This is a genomic window from Streptomyces sp. LBL, from assembly GCF_029893585.1.
Classification (GTDB): domain Bacteria; phylum Actinomycetota; class Actinomycetes; order Streptomycetales; family Streptomycetaceae; genus Streptomyces.
In genome coordinates, this window is the sequence record NZ_JARXYX010000058.1 from 1 (window position 1) to 16,375 (window position 16,375).

General features: G+C 66.8%; 16 protein-coding genes and 6 pseudogenes. 15 read left to right on the forward strand and 7 right to left on the reverse strand.

Annotation, left to right across the window (positions count from 1 at the left end):
* Positions 1–89 precede the first annotated feature (89 nt).
* A pseudogene (locus M2271_RS40910) lies at positions 90–899 on the reverse strand (integrase); the annotation flags it as partial.
* A 400-nt stretch (positions 900–1,299) separates the two neighbouring features.
* On the opposite strand from M2271_RS40910, the gene M2271_RS40915 reads away from it, so the two are divergent.
* Entirely contained in the window at positions 1,300–1,647 is a 348-nt protein-coding gene (locus tag M2271_RS40915) for a hypothetical protein (protein WP_280892553.1), read from the forward strand.
* 262 nt (positions 1,648–1,909) lie between these two features.
* On the forward strand, positions 1,910–2,185 hold the full coding sequence (locus M2271_RS40920; RefSeq protein WP_280892554.1) for a hypothetical protein: 276 nt from the start codon (positions 1,910–1,912) through the stop codon (positions 2,183–2,185).
* A gap of 209 nt (positions 2,186–2,394) precedes the next feature.
* On the opposite strand, the pseudogene M2271_RS40925 reads toward M2271_RS40920, so the two are convergent.
* The 3 genes and pseudogenes from M2271_RS40925 to M2271_RS40935 form a co-directional block, all read right to left on the reverse strand.
* Positions 2,395–3,534: pseudogene (locus M2271_RS40925) on the reverse strand (ISAs1 family transposase).
* A 1-nt stretch (position 3,535) separates the two neighbouring features.
* Positions 3,536–4,156 carry a CDP-alcohol phosphatidyltransferase family protein gene (locus M2271_RS40930; RefSeq protein ID WP_280892555.1) on the reverse strand — a complete coding sequence of 207 codons (621 nt, stop codon included), beginning with the start codon at positions 4,154–4,156 and terminating at the stop codon, positions 3,536–3,538.
* A 27-nt stretch (positions 4,157–4,183) separates the two neighbouring features.
* On the reverse strand, positions 4,184–4,450 hold the full coding sequence (locus tag M2271_RS40935) for a helix-turn-helix transcriptional regulator (protein ID WP_280892556.1): 267 nt from the start codon (positions 4,448–4,450) through the stop codon (positions 4,184–4,186).
* 204 nt (positions 4,451–4,654) lie between these two features.
* On the opposite strand from M2271_RS40935, the gene M2271_RS40940 reads away from it, so the two are divergent.
* Complete coding sequence (locus M2271_RS40940; protein WP_280892557.1) at positions 4,655–4,966, forward strand: hypothetical protein; 312 nt, start codon at positions 4,655–4,657, stop codon at positions 4,964–4,966.
* Positions 4,967–5,630: 664 nt separating this feature from the next.
* Here the strand turns inward: M2271_RS40940 and M2271_RS40945 are convergent.
* The gene (locus M2271_RS40945; protein ID WP_280892558.1) at positions 5,631–6,209 is read right to left on the reverse strand and encodes a recombinase family protein; all 579 of its coding nucleotides are present in this window, start codon (positions 6,207–6,209) and stop codon (positions 5,631–5,633) included.
* 121 nt (positions 6,210–6,330) lie between these two features.
* On the opposite strand from M2271_RS40945, the gene M2271_RS40950 reads away from it, so the two are divergent.
* The 9 genes and pseudogenes from M2271_RS40950 to M2271_RS40990 all read left to right on the forward strand — a co-directional run bounded on the left by M2271_RS40950 (position 6,331) and on the right by M2271_RS40990 (position 12,529).
* Positions 6,331–6,582, forward strand: a complete 252-nt coding sequence (locus tag M2271_RS40950; RefSeq protein WP_103545038.1) for a hypothetical protein — start codon at positions 6,331–6,333, stop codon at positions 6,580–6,582.
* Positions 6,579–6,968 (forward strand): hypothetical protein, encoded by a 390-nt coding sequence (locus M2271_RS40955; protein WP_280892559.1) that lies wholly within the window; start codon positions 6,579–6,581, stop codon positions 6,966–6,968. Before M2271_RS40950 ends, M2271_RS40955 begins: the two co-directional genes overlap by 4 nt.
* A gap of 277 nt (positions 6,969–7,245) precedes the next feature.
* Positions 7,246–7,817 (forward strand): annotated as a pseudogene (locus M2271_RS40960) (winged helix-turn-helix domain-containing protein).
* Positions 7,733–8,203 (forward strand): annotated as a pseudogene (locus tag M2271_RS40965) (transposase); the annotation flags it as partial. The pseudogenes M2271_RS40960 and M2271_RS40965, both read left to right, overlap by 85 nt.
* A 239-nt stretch (positions 8,204–8,442) precedes the next feature.
* Positions 8,443–8,958, forward strand: a complete 516-nt coding sequence (locus tag M2271_RS40970; protein ID WP_280892560.1) for a hypothetical protein — start codon at positions 8,443–8,445, stop codon at positions 8,956–8,958.
* A 215-nt stretch (positions 8,959–9,173) separates the two neighbouring features.
* Positions 9,174–10,301 (forward strand): histidine kinase, encoded by a 1,128-nt coding sequence (locus M2271_RS40975; protein WP_280892561.1) that lies wholly within the window; start codon positions 9,174–9,176, stop codon positions 10,299–10,301.
* Positions 10,298–11,020, forward strand: a complete 723-nt coding sequence (locus tag M2271_RS40980) for a response regulator transcription factor (protein ID WP_280892562.1) — start codon at positions 10,298–10,300, stop codon at positions 11,018–11,020. The genes M2271_RS40975 and M2271_RS40980 overlap by 4 nt, the downstream gene beginning before the upstream one ends.
* Positions 11,021–11,108: 88 nt before the next feature.
* Positions 11,109–11,579 (forward strand): helix-turn-helix domain-containing protein, encoded by a 471-nt coding sequence (locus M2271_RS40985; protein WP_280892563.1) that lies wholly within the window; start codon positions 11,109–11,111, stop codon positions 11,577–11,579.
* Positions 11,468–12,529: an IS630 family transposase gene (locus M2271_RS40990; RefSeq protein ID WP_280892564.1), complete on the forward strand. Its 1,062-nt coding sequence runs from the start codon at positions 11,468–11,470 to the stop codon at positions 12,527–12,529. Before M2271_RS40985 ends, M2271_RS40990 begins: the two co-directional genes overlap by 112 nt.
* A 242-nt stretch (positions 12,530–12,771) precedes the next feature.
* Here M2271_RS40990 and M2271_RS40995 read toward each other — a convergent pair whose 3' ends face one another.
* Positions 12,772–13,365, reverse strand: coding sequence for a TetR/AcrR family transcriptional regulator (locus M2271_RS40995; protein WP_280892565.1), 594 nt, complete (start codon positions 13,363–13,365; stop codon positions 12,772–12,774).
* Positions 13,366–13,452: 87 nt separating this feature from the next.
* On the opposite strand from M2271_RS40995, the gene M2271_RS41000 reads away from it, so the two are divergent.
* The 3 genes and pseudogenes from M2271_RS41000 to M2271_RS41010 form a co-directional block, all read left to right on the forward strand.
* Complete coding sequence (locus M2271_RS41000; RefSeq protein WP_280892566.1) at positions 13,453–14,190, forward strand: SDR family oxidoreductase; 738 nt, start codon at positions 13,453–13,455, stop codon at positions 14,188–14,190.
* Positions 14,191–14,207: 17 nt separating this feature from the next.
* Complete coding sequence (locus tag M2271_RS41005) at positions 14,208–15,095, forward strand: SDR family oxidoreductase (protein ID WP_280892567.1); 888 nt, start codon at positions 14,208–14,210, stop codon at positions 15,093–15,095.
* 266 nt (positions 15,096–15,361) lie between these two features.
* Positions 15,362–15,463 (forward strand): annotated as a pseudogene (locus M2271_RS41010) (hypothetical protein); the annotation flags it as partial.
* 189 nt (positions 15,464–15,652) lie between these two features.
* Here M2271_RS41010 and M2271_RS41015 read toward each other — a convergent pair.
* Positions 15,653–15,789: pseudogene (locus M2271_RS41015) on the reverse strand (IS256 family transposase); the annotation flags it as partial.
* Between the last annotated feature and the right edge of the window lie 586 nt (positions 15,790–16,375).

A 16,375-nucleotide genomic window follows, 5' to 3' on the forward strand; every position in this document is an offset into this window, starting at 1 on the left:
GAGGGCGTAGGAACTCCCATCATCCCAGGTCAGCGGGCACCTCTTCTCATTTCGTCATCCACAGACCAACTACCGCGCGGTGGATCGAGGCTGAGCACGACCTGGATACCCGCGTCCTTGAGCACCTGGTCGAACAGTTCGGGGAACTTCCCGTCCCGGTCCCGGATCACGTAGCGGGCCCGGCAGCCGGCGTCCTGGAGATCCATGACGAGATTCCTGGCGGCCTGCGCCACCCAGGAGGCGGTCGGGTGCGCCGTCGCGCCCAGGACGCGGATGCGTCGGCTGGCATGCCCGATCACCGCGAACACGTACAGCCGCGTCCCGGACAGAGTGATGGTCTCCAAGAAGTCACACGCCAGCAGGGCATCGGCCTGGGAGCGCAGGAAGCCGGCCCAGGTCGTTACGGCGCGTTCGGGTGCCGGGCCGGTCCCGGCGTCCTTGAGGATCTCCCAGACCGTGGACGCCGCCACTTTCACGCCCAGGACGAGCAGCTCACCGTGGATGCGCCGATAGCCCCAGGTCGGGTTCTCGCGGGCCAGGCGCAGCACGAGCACGCGGACGGAGCGCACCGTGCACGGCCGACCCGGACGCTTCGACAGGGAACGGGCCGCGTGGCGGCGCGCGAGAAGATCACGGTGCCAGCGAAGCACGGTATCCGGACGCACCAGCAGCCGTACCCGGCGCAGCACGTTGCGCGGGAGCCGGTGCAGCAGCGCCGCCAGGAACACCCGATCACCCGGAGTGAACCGCACCCTGTCTTCACCGAGTTGGCGTTCCAGCACCATAAGCTGATGACGCAGCGCCAGGATCTCCACGTCCTTGCCGTGGTCGCTTATCGGCAGCAGGCGCAGCATCGCGAACGCGTTCGTCACGCCCAGGTAGGCCAGTCGCAGCAGCATGACTGGCCATCATGTCCAGGTGATCCCCAGCCGCCCAGAGCACCCATCCGAGCGTCCGTGCTCGAGACCCCCGTACACCAGCTCCCACCAGGACGGATGACTTTTCCGGCAGGGGCACGGCCGCTCGATACGACAACAGGCACTGAAACCAAGCAACTCGACTCCACCCAACTCGGGACAGTCCGCAGACTCCATCGGACCCGGAGCGGTTCAGTGACGCCACTCCGGTAGCACGTTTCGATGGTGCTCGAAAGGATGGCTGGTATCCACGGGCGGCGCTTGCGGTGTGACGCAAAGAGGTCGACCACAGTGAGTTGCATCGGTCGACCGAGTGACAGGTCCTCACGGCCGTCTGCTCGAACTGGCGTCACAGTGGGGCCCCAGGCAGGGAGACTTCTGGATGCAGTTGCTCAAAAAGCACGTGACCCGTACAGCTGTGGCTCTCGCCCTTGGAGCTGGCACGCTCATCGGCGGCTCCAGCACTGCTTCAGCTGCCGCCGTCCATCCCCAGTACTTGAACTACAAGTGCGATGACGGGCGGGCCTGCGTATACTCCATTTCCGGACAAGTCTGGAATATGGACCACTGTGGAAATAACCCTATCAACGGCGTTTTCAACTATGTCAAGGCCCACGGCAACAGCTTCAGGGTGTGGTATCAGGACTGGACGTGGGATTTGGTCCCGGCATGGAGTGAGCGGACCCTGAACGGCGGCAATGTGGTCACGGAAGTGCAAGTGTATTGCTGAGCGCTGTCGGCAAAAGCAGCCCCCTCCAGCTTTAAGGAAGGGGGCTGCCTTCTTGGCCGGCCTCTCTTTTCCTCAGCTTGTGCACGTCAGCGTTGGGTCCCTCCGTCGGAGTTCCCGAGAAAGTGCGTCGTGGCGGCGGCCGGTGGCGTTGCCCTTGCCGAATTCCTCATCCACGCAGGTGGGATCGGGTTTGGGTGTTGGCCGAGGCCGATCGAGTCGCCGGTGTCGCGCGGCGCCGGTTGGCGCGGCATGATGATCGGTCGTGCTGCTGAGACTGGCGTACCTGGGTGTGACGAACGCGTTCGCGATGCTGCGACTGCTGCCGATGAGCGGCCGGGAGAAAGATGTCGAGATCCTGGCCTTGCGCCACCTGATCGGCGTTCTGGAACGGCAGCTGAACGGGCAGCAGGTCCGGTTCCATGCGAGCGAGCGGGCGTTTTTGGCGTCGCTCCTCCATGGCCTGCCACGGGAAGTGCTGCGCCGGATGTGGCTGCTGGTGCGGCCGGCAAGGAGTTCGACACGGTCCAGCGCGGCGTGAACCAGAATCTGAAGAAGCTTCAGGACAACCTGGTCGACCTTGAAGAAGTAATGCGCCTGAGCGTCGGCGACTTCACCGAGCAGGAGCAGGAGCGCATCCGCTTGCGCTCGCGGGTCTTGCGGGCGGGGAAGTCGATCACCTCGTCGAAGGCGGCGGGCTCCACGGGGTTGGCCCAGGGCTCCGTCGTTCTCGCGATCGGCCGGGAATGTTCACGTGAGTCCGAGGGTCGCCAGCGGCCGGGTCATGTTCCGCCCGTGATGGCGCAGGCCCTCGGCGATGTTGTCCCGCCCCGCCAGGCGGAGTGCGCCGATGGCCAGGTTCCGAAGGGAGGCCATCGCCCGCGGTGCGCTGCCGGTCCGCACCCGCGAGGCATCCTCCCCGAACGTCACATCCCTGACATGGTGCTCACGATTCTCAATGGCCCAGTGCCCGCGCACGCGTTCCGCCAGGTCAGCGGCTGCCGCCTGGTGAGCTGTCAGGCTGGTGACCGCGTAGACGCGTTCGAGTGACACCTTCCCGGTGCGCACCGTGCGCCGTCGGCGGACGATCTGCAGCGCCTGGCCGGCGTGCGGGAACAGCAGCCGCGGCACGGTGACGGCCTTCAGCCGACGGATCTCGTCGCGGCCGTGGGCTGCGGTGCGGGTGCGGTCCATCAGCGGCACCTCCTTCTAGGGAAGATCCTTCACCAGCGCGTGCAGGGTTGGGTGGTTGCCCTTGAGTACGGCGATGTAGCGCGCGCCCTTCTCCTCGACCAGGAACTTCGCGTGGTCGATCTGGGTCAGCAGTGCATCGAAGGTCACCACCGCACCGGTCAGGTCCAGCGGCTCGAGCAGCGGCCGGAACGCGGTGATCTCATTGCTCTTGGCGTCGACCTCGCGCTGGGCGAGCACGATGCCGTCGCCGCGCAGCGCGGACAGCAGATGGATGCAGCGGCCGTCGGTGCGGATGGCGCCGCGCAGGGATTTGCCGTCCACCGCGATGGCCGCCCGCACCGGGCGGGGCGGCGGGTGCTCGTCCTCGTCGGCGGCACGGGAGGCGTCCGCACGAGCGGCGAGCCAGCCGCCGATCGTCGCGTCGAGCGCGTCGCCGTCGATGCGCTGCAGTACCCGGCGCATGGTCGCCTCGCTGGGCGCCCGGCAGGGCCGGTCCGGATCGCGCAGCGTGGCCCCGCAGGGAAGGAGGAGCTGGTCAGGGGCATCGGCGGCCCACTCGGCGATGGCGGTGAGGGACTTCGCTCCGGCCAGGACGGCGCAGGCGGCCAGGGCCAGGACGTACGGCAGCGGGTGGCGCCGGCCCTTCAGGCGGCGCGGGTTGGGCAGGCGGCGCAGCCGGTCCAGCAGGTTGGGCAGTTCATCGGAGCCCTGGCCCGCAGGGTGTGCTCCCTTGAATGATTCGCCGGACTTGAATCATATAAAGCCCGCCGGTCCACCAGTACAGAGCTGTGCCCCATCCCGCGAAGGCCCAGCCCAGAACTGACGCCCAATCCCAGTGTTCGATGTTCCCGTTGCCAAGCAAGAGCAGAGGGAAGGCGAACATAAGATTAAAGGTGGCCGCTTTGCCTAAGAAATTTACCTGTAGTGGAGGATAGTCATATCGCCGCAGGACGATCACCGCCACTCCAAGGAGCAGCTCACGGGAAACAAGTAGAGCGCTCAGCCAGAGAGGCAGGATTCCTCGCCAGGTGAGACCGACCAGGGTCGAGGCGACGTACAGGCGGTCTGCAGCAGGGTCGAGAATCCGCCCCAAGCTGGAGACTTGATTCCAGCGAGGCGCCAGCTTTCCATCCAGATAGTCCGAGACGCCACTGAAAGCCAGAATGATCAAGGCCCAGGCATCATGCCCCGGACCGCCAAATTCAGACCGTAGGATCAGCCAGAGGAATATTGGGACACCGGCAAGACGTGCCATGCTAAGAACATTCGGAATAGTGAAAGTCTGGCCGAATCTTCCGTCAGCAGTCGGCATCCTCATTTGATGCTCCATATTTGATCGGATTCGCTATCCAGTAGCAGCGCCGGAGTCCGGCGGAAGCTCAAGATCCGTCGTCTCGTGCGAATCGGTCGGGATGCTGCCCGGTGACCAGCCGAGTACCTCCTCGAAACGGCGGGCCGCGAAGGGGACGGGTGGGCGTCCGCGATCACTCTCGTGGAGCTTGATGGTCGCCTGGCTCAACTGGATGCGATATGCGAGCTCCCTCACGGAGATGCCCTCGGCTTCCCGGAACTCGATGAGAGCTTGCGCTAGCCGCTCGGATTCTTCGCTCATGGCCAAAGCATTCCGCATCACGAATGCTTTGGTCAGCATCCCGGCCTGGTCCGCACGCAACTTGTACTTCTCGCCGCTCCATCAGGAGCCGAAGCGTTCTCGACGGACTGAACCGGTGCGATCTGGCCCCAACGAGACGTATCGCACCGGTAGTTCGGAGAAGGACCGGTCGGCCCGAGCTGTAACACCTTCGAGGGCAAGGTCGTGCCCTTCCTCCGTCGCAACGGCAGTGCCCAGCACCTGCTGGGATGCCGCGAAGGGCACACTCTTCCGAGACGCTTCCACCTCGACGTCGCCCTCGGCCACCTGGAGGAGGTCGAGCGGCACGGTCGTAGTTGCCGGCACCGGCTACACACCTACCGCACCGAGTACGTACGCGGGGTGCACCGCATCGCCCTGCACTGCGATGCCCACGCCTGGATGGCAACGTGGACGAGGGAGGTGACCGTGGCCGAGGCTGCCAGCATCGTGCGCGCCTACGTGGACGCCGCTCTGTCTGGAAACGGCCCCGGCTGAGGTCTGCCGCATTGCCTGACTTGTGGCGGTCATGGACTCTGGAAGGCTTGCCACGGTGGCAGGCGTTTGGGGGATGTGATGGCCCGCCCGGCGGTACGCGATGGCAGTGATCCCAAGGCCATTCGCGACACTCGTGTGTTGGTCGACTGTCTGCAGGAGCTGGTGCGAGGTGCCTACCGGCCCGTCAGGAACTGTGCCAAGTATTCAGAGGTGGTGTGGTTTCGCGGAGCTGCCCGAGGGGCTCGTCCGCCGTTCCCGGGACGCCGACTCCCAGATCATGGTGGTCAAGCACCGTCCGCCTCTTGAACCACCTCGGTTGCCTGCCATCCTGGACGGCCGCGTGTCGGTCGAGGCCGCAGCTACCGCTGCTACCGAGCCTCCCGAGCTGATTGACGACACGCTGATCGATGACGATCAGGCCGAAGCCCCCGCTGACCAGGGAGAAACCCCGAAGGCGTTGGACATCGGCACGTCGGAGGTCCGCAAGGTTTACGAAGCCTGGGCCGGACGATGGAAGCGGTGGGCGCAGGAGGAGCTGGCGGCCGAACCGCAGCGCCTTCTGCGTCAGCAGCTGTACCGGATGGCCAAGAAGGTCCAGCAGGACGGTGACACGTTCGAGGTCGTCCTGGCGGTAGGGCTCTTACAGATGGGGGCCGAGCGCGCTTCAGCTCGGGTGCGCAGGCACCTGGTGACTGCGCCCGTTACCCTCACGGTTGACCTGAATTCGGTCAACATGACGGTGTCCCTGGTGCCGGGGCAGTCGGGCCGTCTGGAAGACACCGAGTTCCTCAGTGAGTCCCGCCGTGCTCGAAGCGCGGGCCAAGCTGCAGCTGCCGTTGCGGTTGAGGATGCCCCGCTCGTTGAGGTCGGCGGCCATGCCGGAGAGGGTCGCTCCGGCGAGCAGCGCGTGAAAGCAGTCCCTGACCTCGGCGGCTTCGTCTTCGACGAGCTCCGCGCCGTCTGCGGTGTATCCGAAGCAGCGCGGCCCGGTCGGCGGCAGGCCGCGCTCGACGCGCTGGGGCGTCTCCCGCTGCTCCCGCTCCGGCATCTGCTCGACCTCGCCGAGGAGGCCGGCGAGGAGGCGGCCAGCGGCCGTCGTGAGGTCCAACTCGGGGCCCCTGACGCACAGCACGGACACCTCGTGCTTGCGGAGAATCTCGATTCCCTCGGCCCGTTCGCGCCGGTTCCGCCAGAGCGTGTAGACGATGATGACGTCGACTTCGCCGCGCTGTACGGCAGCCATGAGGAGTTCTCGCTTGCGAAATCACACCTACCGACCGTCCCTCGGCCCCTGGCCGAGGGAGGCGCAAGCAGCTACCTCAATCGCCTCCCCGGGCGGGTATACCCGATGTATTCTGTCAGGCATGGCACACACAACGATCAAGGTCGAGAGCAGTGTCCGGGACCGGCTGGCGATCCTGGCCGCCGAGAAGGACACAACGATCGCGGGGCTCGTCGGCGAATTCGCCACCCACACCCTCACGCAGAGCGAGCGGGACGAGCAGGTCGCGAAGACCCTCGAAGTCCTGCACGCGCTCTCCGGCTACGCCCCGGATCCCGAGCAGGACCGCGCAGCGGACGATGAGCTCACGCGTCGGCTCGGCAGCGCCGCGTGAACCCTGTCGCCCCTGTCGATGTAGTCCTCGACGACAGCGCGCTGCTCGCTCTGGGCTCGGGCAACGCCCTGGCCTCCCGCCTTCTGTACCAGGCCGCCGAGACCGGGGCCTGGCGCGTCCACGTCGCGCTGGCCACACTCGCCGAAGCGGACCGGGTACGCACCGGACTCGCCGGCCACCTCGGCATGCTCGACCAGGTGGTTTTTCATCCGCTCGATCTCGCCGCGGTCTTGGCCGCCTCGGGCCACGAGCGGTCTCTGGGCTGGTGCCACACCCACCATGTGGCCATGCCCGGCCCCGAGCGCCTGGATGGGGCACGCGTCGCCACCGTCCAGCCCAAGGCCTGGGACGGGGCCGGCGTCCGGGTGCTCGACCTCGCTCCGTGAGCGATCCGCCCGGGTTGGGGCGGAATTCACCAGTGGATGTGATCCCAGCGCTTCCCCATGTGCACGGAATTCACCGGGTAGTTGACATCTGTTATCTGATTAGCGAATCGTGAATCATGGTGCAAAGCGCGTCCGAACGGTTGCGTGAGGTCTCGGCAAAGCCCTTCGGTAATCGTTACTGACTTCGGCTCGGCAGGGTGATCTTTGTCGATGTGCCTGATGGGCCAGGGGTGCAGGCTGTATTTCGTGCTGTGTGAGATATCCGGATGGGGGCGGGCTGACGGCTGCGGGGCGGCAGCGTCGGGAGGCCGTACGGTGGCAGGCGGCCGGGCTGTTCGAGCAGAAGATCAAGCCGCTGGAGGTCACTCAGCGCCTGCGAGTGAGCCCGAAGTCGGCCTACCAGTGGCACCAGTTGTGGCGAAGCGGCGGGATCGCGCCCTGGTTTCGCGCGGGCCGAGCGGATCACGGTGCCGTCTGTCGCCACGCTGTCTGGAGAAGCTCGCCGCGTATCTGGAGGAGGGACCGGCCGTGCACGGCTGGGTGGAGGACCAGGTGTGGACCGCTGCGCGGGTGGCCAATCTGATCGGCCGGAAGTTCCACGTCTCCTACAGCGTCTCAGGCGCCACCCGGCTGATGCACCGGCTCGGGTTCTCCCCTCAGGTCCCCGTACGGCGGGTCGCCGAGCGTGACGAGGAGTCGGTAAAGGTGTGGAAGGAGGCGACCTGGGCGGAGGTAAAAGGGCCCGGGCGGCCTGCGGGGGCTACATCTGCTTCGAGGACGAAGCAGGCTTCACCCGCCGACCGCTCCGGGGCCGCACCTGGGGGCGACGCGGACACACCCCGGTCGTGACGGTGAGTGGACGCCGCTCGGGGCGGCTGTCGGTGGCCGGGCTGATTGCGATGCGGCCCGGCGCACGGACCCGGCTGTGCCACCGGCTGATCGCCCACCCCGCGGGCAAGGGCAAGCGCCGCAGTATGAGCGAGCGCGACTTCATCGCTCTGCTCGACGGTACTCACCAGCTCATCAAGGCACCGGTCGTGTTGGTCTGGGATCGGCTCAACACCCATGTCTCCCGAACGATGCGAGAGTTGATCGACGCACGGGAATGGCTGACGGTGTTCCTGCTGCCCGCCTACTCGCCCGACCTGAACCCGGTCGAGGGTGTGTGGGCCCACGACAAGCGCAGCCTGGCCAACCTCGCCGTAGTCGCCCTGGACCGCTTGGAGACCCTCGTCGGGGGCAGGGATCTGAGCCAACAAAGTGGTGACCAATCTCGTGCGCCTGAGAAACAGCGAGAACCCACACCCGATGCCACGGGCGGACGACCCGGCCCGCGAGCTCTACCCGCTCGGCCACGGACTGACCTAAGCCGGGCGGTCTCGTGCGTCAACCCGTGGGTTGACGCCAGGTATCAAACCAGGAGTCAACCCGCGGGCCGAGGCCGTGCGGCGCCGCGGGCGGCAAGCTCTTCCCCATGACGACGACTGACTACCTCATCTCCGCCGCCCTGATCCTTCTGGTGATTCCGCAGATGCGCGGCGGCCGTCTGACGCCCCGCACGCTCCTGCTGCCGCTGGTGTCCGTCAGCGCCGCGGCCGCGCACTACCTTCATTCCTTCCCGACCGAGGGCCACGACGTCCAGCTGGACCTCTTCGGCGTCACGTTGGGCATAGTGCTCGGACTGGCCAGTGGACTGGCCACCCGCGTCAGCCTGACCGAGGACGGCGCCGCGTACTCCAAAGCTGGGTGGCTGGCCGCCCTTCTGTGGGTGCTGGGCATGGGCGCGCGCTCGGCCTTCGTGTACTGGGCTGAGCACAGCGGCGCTCACACCATTGCGCAGTTCAGCCGCGACAACCTGATCACCGGCACCGCCGCCTGGACCGCCGCGCTGCTGCTGATGGCCGTCACTCAGGTGGTGTGCCGTCTGGTGGTGGTGCGCGTCCGGGCCTACCGGCTTACCTCCCCCCTTGCCGCCCCCGCCGTGGCCTGAAGCGTGGCACCCAGCAGACCGCCGCTCGCAACACATTCCGCCCCTGGCCCGGGTTCCGCGTTCGCGGGCCCGGGCCGGGCTTTGCGATCAGCGGCGCAGCGTGCATCTATTCTTCAGAAGTGACGGACACACTTCAGCCGACGGGCCAGGTCAGTCCACGGCTGGCCGTGGCTCTTGCCAGTGCCCGGGAGCGACGCGAAGGCAGGGGCCGGCGTATGCAGCCCGTGTTGTGGGGGGTCATGGCCGCCATCGCCGTCCAGTCCCTGCACGCTTCCCCCGCCCCCGGCGTCAGAGGCAGGCACCTGGCAGTCACCCTGGTGCTCGTCGGCTGTCTGCTGCCCATGGCCGCGGTCGCGTCGAACCTGTGGCCCCTCACCGGTCGCCCTGCCCGCTGCCTGGTGTTCTGCGTGCTGGTGGACGGCTTCGGGTTTGCTCTGGGCATCCTGCAGCCCGGCTCGATGTCCACCCTGCCACCGTCCGTCGTGGTCCTGATGGCCTTCCTCATCCTGGAGCGACGGGCGGCCACAGTGCTCGCGGTCGTCGTTATGGGCTGTCTGACCGGCGCGGCGGCCGCCGGGTTGGACGGCGGTACCGACAACTTCCTGCATCAGGTCCTGTTCGGAGTCCTCCTGGCCGTCGTGGGCATCGTGGTGCGGCAGTCGATCATCAACGAGGTGGCCGTCACCGTGCTGCTGGCCCAGCTCGAGGACGCCCGGGAGGCGGAGACCGAGGCGGCGGCGCTGGCCGAACGCACCCGTATCGCCCAGGATCTGCACGATGTGCTCGCCCATACCCTGTCCGGACTGGCCGTGCAGATACAGGCCGCCCGGCGGATGGCCCGGCGCGACCAGGCGAGCGGGGATCTGCGGGGGCTGCTGGAGCGGGCCGGTGAGCTGGTCAAGGAGGGTGTGGCCGATGCGCGCCGGGCTGTGCGGGCGCTGCGCGGCGAGCGCGTGCCCTCTCTTGAGCGGCTGCCCGAACTGGTCAAACGCTATCGGGTGGACCTGGAGCTCGACGTGACACTGTCCGTGATCGGGCCGCACCGGGAGCTGCAGCCCGACGTTGGTGAAGCCCTGTACCGCGGTGTGCAGGAGGCGTTGACCAATACGGTCCGCTACGCACGCGACGCGCAGGCCACGGTGACGCTCGTCTATGAGCCCAGTGCCACAATCCTGACCGTCGAAGACCGCCGGACCGGGCCGGGACCGGTCCGGGCGGCACTGGTCGAAGGCTCCGGCCTGGGGCTGACCGGCATGCGCGAACGCGTGACCGGGGTCGGTGGCACCATGCACGCGGGGCCGACAGCGCACGGATGGGAAGTACGGATGGAGATATCCGCGTGACGGAGCCCGGAGAAACGGCATCTGACGGCGAGAAGATCAAAGTACTGGTCGCGGATGATCAGCAGATCGTACGCAAGGGCCTGGTCTTGCTGATCGACATGCTGGACGGCATCGAGGTGGTTGGCGCAGCCCGGGACGGTGCGGAAGCGGTGCTGCTCGCCGGACAGCAGGCCCCGGACGTAGTACTGATGGACCTGAACATGCCGGTCCTCAACGGTGTCGCGGCCACTGCGACACTGCGTGAGCAGGTACCCGGCTGTAAGGTACTCGTGCTGACCACCTACGCCGACGACGACTCCGTCTTCCCGGCACTGCAGGCGGGAGCGCGGGGCTATCTCACCAAGGATGCCGACGACGACGCGATCGAGGACGCCATCCGCAGCGTCCACGAAGGCCGTATCTGGCTTGATCCTGAGGTACAGGCCCGCCTGGTCGCGGCCGTGCAGACCAGCGAGGTCGCACCGCCCGCCGCGCAGCGAAAACTGGCCCACACGCCGCAAACTCCCGCGCCTTCCGACGTTCTGACCCCGCGCGAGACCCAGGTACTCACCCTCATCGCCCGGGGCCTGTCCAACGCGGAGATCTGTGCCCGGCTCGTCGTCAGCCCGGCCACGGTGAAGACGCACATCAACCGGATCTTCACCAAGATCGGTGTAGCCAGCCGCGCCCAGGCCGTCGGCTACGCCTATCGCCACAACTTGGTCGAGCCCTGGGACTAGTAGCGTGTCGCTGCTTAGTTATGGCATGTCTGGTTGGGAGGCTGGTGTCTGGTGGGTTCCTTCCCTTTTGCCAGACAGGACTGTCGTCGTGGGTTCACAGAAGAAGCGGCCGGTCAGGCTGACCGCGCAGGATCGTGAGGAGTTGGTCCGGGTGACCACGACGGGTGTTCGTGGGGCCTCGATGATCATGCGTGCGCGGGTGCTGCTTGCACTTGATGTCTCGGTGGGTGACGTGGATTCCAAGGAGGTGATCGCGGCCCGGCTCGGCGTCTCCGGTGAGACGTTACGGCTGGTTGCCAAGCGTTTCGCCGAGACCGGTGGCGATGTGCACGCCACGATCACGCGGAAGAGGCGTGACCTCCCACCGGTTCCCTCGCCGGTGACGGGCGAGGTCGAAGCCCGGCTGATCGCGATGGCGTGCTCGCAGCCACCCCAGGGCCATACCCGGTGGTCGCTGCGGCTTCTGGAGAAGCACGTCGCGCTGGCCGAGGACATCCCCGATCTGGACCACTCCACCATCGGGCGGGTCTTAAAAAAACGGAACTGCGTCCACACCTGAGAAAGTGCTGGACCATCCCACCACGGGCGAACGCGGAGTTCGCGGCCCGGATGGAAGACGTGCTGGCCGTCTACGCCTGGCCCTACGACCCGGCACGTCCGGTGGTGTGCATGGACGAGAAGCCCTACCAGCTCCTCGCCGATACCCGCGACCCGCTCCCGGCCCGCCCTGGTCACGACGCCTGCCAGGACAGCGAGTACATCCGCTGCGGCAGGTCCTCGATCTTCGTGTGGGTAGAACCCCTTCGCGGATGGCGCCGAGTTCAGGCACTGTCCCGGCGGACCCGGACCGACTGGGCCGGCCAGGTCAGGCAGTTGCTGAGCGTGGACTACCCCGACGCTGAGGCCGTGGTGCTGGTGATGGACAACCTCAACACCCATGGCATCGCCTCGTTGTGCGAGGCATTCGAACCACAAGAGGCATTCGCCCTGGCCCAACGCCTCGAGATCCACCACACGCCGAAGCACGGGTCATGGCTCAACATCGCCGAGATCGAACTCTCCGCGCTGACCCGGCAATGCCTCGACCGCCGGATCAGCGACCTCGACATCCTCAACACCGAACTCTCGGCCTGGCAGAACGCCACCAACACCGACCAACGTCAGGTGAACTGCCCGCCCACGGCCCGGCCGGGGTGCAGGAGGCCGGGTCCCGACGGCAGCAAGGTCGTGACCTCGATGACGATCACTCTCCTGCCACCCTCATCGCCGGAGCCCGCACTGCCCACGACGACCGTCCGGGAGAACACCGGCACGGCCCCCCGGCTCATCAGCGGTGAAGTCCCGGCCCACCAGGTCAGGGGCGGGTGCAGCCTTGCTGTCCTGCTGAGAGGCCGAGCTCCTTGGCGACGTCACTCTCGTCGCCACCTATCGACAACTCGCTCGCTGGACCGAGAGAGGAATGATCAAGAGAGTCCGCACGGGCCGCTACACGGCAATCAACACAGATGAAAAATCCCTTGCATGACCTGCGAAAACGCTAACTCCCCGGGGCTCGCGCCCTGTTATTTCGGCACTGGAACATCCGAGCTGTGGTGACGAGTCGCGCCGACCAGCACGGACGCCGCCTGCGCGAGGCGCCCCACAGGACAGACGGATGTATGACTGCGCAGGTCACGCCGGTCTTGTACGCACCCTCAGAAGATCTGCACCCAATTCGTCTGTCTGTAATGTCGGAGCACGCCGCTCTCCTTCTACTGCGCGCCCCGGAGGGCGGATGTCACGAGCCGTTCGACGTCCAGGCCCTTGAGCGGAATCCGAAGAACCAGCAACCGGTGGTAGCAGGCGCCCCAGAGCTGGTCGATGATGATGTCGAGATCCGCGTCGGCGCCGAGCTGGCCACTGCGTTGCGCGGCCTGCAGCCGTTCGCGTGCCAGCTCACGCCGTGGAAGAGCATAGGTGCGTGACCATGCTTCGGCCAGATCGCGATCCGTCTGCGCCGCCCCGATGAGTTCGGAGATCGGCTTTCCGGCTCCCCCGTCCGTGAGCAGCGCGACGAACGAGGTCAGCTGGGCTATGAGGTCGGCGCGGAGGTCGCCCGTGTCGGGGAACTCCAGTTGCGGTTCACTCCGGGTGAAGAAGGCTTCGGCGGCCAGCGCGCCCGAGGACGGCCACCACTTGTAAAGGGTGGTCTTGCTCGCGCCGGACTCCCTGGCGATCCGTTCGAAGGTGACGGCGTGGATCCCCTCCGTGAGCAGCAGGTGACCCGCCACGGCGAGGACCTCGGATCGGACTTCGGCGGCCGGGCGGCGGCCGCGGCCTCTTCGCGGGCTCGGTTCGGCACTCATCGCCACTCCTTTTATGGACGGTTCGTTCATTACGGTGTTACGCTCACTTATGAACGAGCCGTTCACATCGTATCGTGAGGAGAGGTCATGAGCAGCAAGGTGGATCGTGTAGCTATCGTCACCGGTGGGTCGGGGGGCATCGGCAGGGCCTGCGCTGAGCGTCTCGCGGCGGACGGGCTGGGGGTCGTCGTTCACTATTCCGGCAACAGGGAGCGTGCTGAGGAGACGGTGAGTGAAATCCTCGCCGCGGGAGGCAGGGCAGTCGCCGTGGGCGGCGACGTCGCCGACGAACAGGACATGGTTCGGCTGTTCGATGCCGCAGAGAGGGAGTTCGGCGGCATCGACGTGCTCGTCCACACCGCCGGCATCATGCCGCTGTCTCCGATCGCCCAGCTCGACATGGAAACCTTCGACCGGGTGCAGCGCACGAACGTCCGTGGCACATTCGTCGTCGACCAGCTCGCGGCGCAGCGCCTGCGCAGTGGCGGCGCGATTGTGAACTTCTCCACCTCTGTCACCCGCCTGCAGATCCCCGGATACGGCGCGTACGCCGCGTCCAAGGGGGCGGTCGAGGCGATCACCCTCATCCTCGCCCGCGAGCTGCGCGGACGGGACATCACGGTCAACGCCGTCTCCCCCGGCCCCACCGCTACGCCGCTGTTCTTCGAGGGGAAGAGCCAGCAGCAGATCGACGGCATCGCCGCGGCCAACCCAATGGAACGACTGGGCACACCGAAGGACATCGCCGGGATGGTGTCGTATCTCGCCGGCCCCGCCCGGTGGGTGAACGGTCAGGTGCTGTACGTCAACGGCGGTGCCGCGTGAGCGGGGACACGCCCTTGATGAGCACCGTACTGATCACCGGAACCTCCACGGGCATCGGACGCGCGACAGCCGAAACCCTGCTCTCGCAAGGCCACACCGTGTACGCGACGATGCGCGATGCGGAGGGACGCGACGCCACCGCTGCGTCCCAGCTGGGGGAGTTCGCCGCCTCGCGGCCCGGAACCCTGCGTATCGCCGGACTCGACGTGACCTCGCAGGCTTCGGCGGATGCGGCAGTGCAGCGAGTCATCGACGAGGCCGGACACCTCGATGTCGTCGTGCACAACGCCGGACACCTCTTCGTGGGGTACACCGAGGCATTCACCGAGGACGACCTCACTCGTCTTCTCGACGTGAACGCCGTGGGTGCTCACCGCGTCAACCGAGCGGCCCTCCCACATCTGCGAGGACGTCGCTCTGGAACTCTCGTGTACGTGGGCAGCACGATCCTCGTCACGACACCACCCTTCCTCGGCCCGTACGTGGCGTCGAAAGCCGCCTTCGACGCCCTGGCCGTGGTCACCTCCTACGAAGTGTCGCAGTTCGGGATCGAGACCTCGATCGTCATGCCGGGTGCCATCCCGCACGGTACGAACCATTTCTCCGGGGCGAGTCGGGCCAGTGACGCTCAGGTGACTGCTGCGTACGCTGACTTGGACGCGCTGGTGGCGCGTACCAACGAAGCGCATGATGGACTTTTCGACCCGGAGCGCCCGGCCGACCCGCAGAGTGTCGCCGACGAGGTTGCCAGAATCCTGACGCTTCCCGAGGGCTGCAAACCGTTCCGCTCCGTCGTGGATGCCGCGCGTGCCGGCGTCGACCATGTGATGGCGTTCAGCGACCTCACTCGTGAGGCGTTCGTCCGCCGCCTCGGCTTCGAGGAGGTTCTGGAGTTGAAGCGATGAACCGGGGGAGGCGTGAACCCCGAGTGAGGTGCGCACCCGCCACGGCGGCGCTGCTCGCCGTCATCACGCTGGCCGGGTGCGCGGCGCCGGACTCTACCCCGTCGCCACGGCCGGGGCGCACGGGTGAGCTCCGGCGGCCACATCGTTCGCAACCCCAGGGAGAACGACCGTCCTCACCACCGGACTTGAGGCTCCATGGGGACTGACGTTTCCTTCCCGACGGATCCGCACTCGTCTCCGAGAGGATCACGGGTGAGATCCTGAGAGTGCCAGCTCGCGGAGGTGACGCGACCCTTGTGGGTGTCGTGCCCGACGTCGATGTGTCCTCCGAGGGAGGGTTGCTCGGAATCGTCGCGTCCTCCACGTTCAACGACGACCGGACCGTGTTCGCCTCTGTGTCGGGGGCCGAGGAGAACCGCATCGTCGCGCTGACGATCGCGGACGACTACGCCTCGTTCGCCGTCGGCCGTGTCCTGCTCGACGGTATCCGGACAGCGGACCGCACCATGGTGGCCCCCTCGGGCCTGTCAAACGAGCGGTGTAACTGGGGTTGTTGGTTACTGGCGGGCTGCCGAGAGTCGGCCGTCGAAGGTGATGTCGAAGGCGTTCAGTGCATGGTCCAGCGGGCTTGGCCCCTGCCGGTGGGGTCGAGCGACATGATGGCCATGTAGACGCACTTCAGGGCGGCCTGCTCGATGCCCCTACCTTTGTCAAGCTGCGATTGCAGTTCTTGAGGCAGGAGCGCCGACAGCCACGCTCGCTCGGATGATCTTGTAGACCTGGCGGGCGAGGTAGAAGCTGTCCTACCTTTTAGGCGCGGGTCTCAGCCGGTCATTCGTAGGACCGGTGACACCCCTGGGGCTTCGGGCATGGCTCAGAAGCTGTTGCCGTCTTCAAGGCTGTTGACACGCGGACCAGTTGCCCGGCCTGCGGACACTTCGTCTGCGACGGTAACGGGCCATGCGGCGCGATCCTCAACGTCAGCGCAGTCAGCGAGGAGAGCCGATGCCCCTGCACTGGACCAGGAGCCACCGGGGTGCGGCAGGACGGAGCGCAGAGGCCGTGACTACGCAGCTCGCCCTCGACATCACCGGGACACCACCCGCGCCCGAGCAGTGGGGCGTCGTCATCGACGAGGTTCTCCTCAACAGCCTCGGCACCACGACGTCCAACCGGTAGGCCGTCAACTCCGCGCAGTTCTACCGCAGCGGGAAGCTGCGCTACCTCGTCGCGCTGCCGATCGGCGGCGTCAGCGAGATCGGCCTGTTCTCCAGGAAGGA

Bases quoted from the DNA above. Each gene is read 5' to 3' on its own strand.
- M2271_RS40950 (WP_103545038.1), top strand. From the start codon at position 6,331: ATGGCACACACAACGATCAAGGTCGAGAGCAGTGTCCGGGACCGGCTG.
- M2271_RS41000 (WP_280892566.1), top strand. From the start codon at position 13,453: ATGAGCAGCAAGGTGGATCGTGTAGCTATCGTCACCGGTGGGTCGGGG.
- M2271_RS41005 (WP_280892567.1), top strand. From the start codon at position 14,208: ATGAGCACCGTACTGATCACCGGAACCTCCACGGGCATCGGACGCGCG.
- M2271_RS40930 (WP_280892555.1), bottom strand. From the start codon at position 4,156: ATGAGGATGCCGACTGCTGACGGAAGATTCGGCCAGACTTTCACTATT.
- M2271_RS40915 (WP_280892553.1), top strand. From the start codon at position 1,300: ATGCAGTTGCTCAAAAAGCACGTGACCCGTACAGCTGTGGCTCTCGCC.
- M2271_RS40975 (WP_280892561.1), top strand. From the start codon at position 9,174: ATGCAGCCCGTGTTGTGGGGGGTCATGGCCGCCATCGCCGTCCAGTCC.
- M2271_RS40995 (WP_280892565.1), bottom strand. From the start codon at position 13,365: ATGAGTGCCGAACCGAGCCCGCGAAGAGGCCGCGGCCGCCGCCCGGCC.
- M2271_RS40970 (WP_280892560.1), top strand. From the start codon at position 8,443: ATGACGACGACTGACTACCTCATCTCCGCCGCCCTGATCCTTCTGGTG.
- M2271_RS40935 (WP_280892556.1), bottom strand. From the start codon at position 4,450: ATGAGCGAAGAATCCGAGCGGCTAGCGCAAGCTCTCATCGAGTTCCGG.
- M2271_RS40945 (WP_280892558.1), bottom strand. From the start codon at position 6,209: ATGGCTGCCGTACAGCGCGGCGAAGTCGACGTCATCATCGTCTACACG.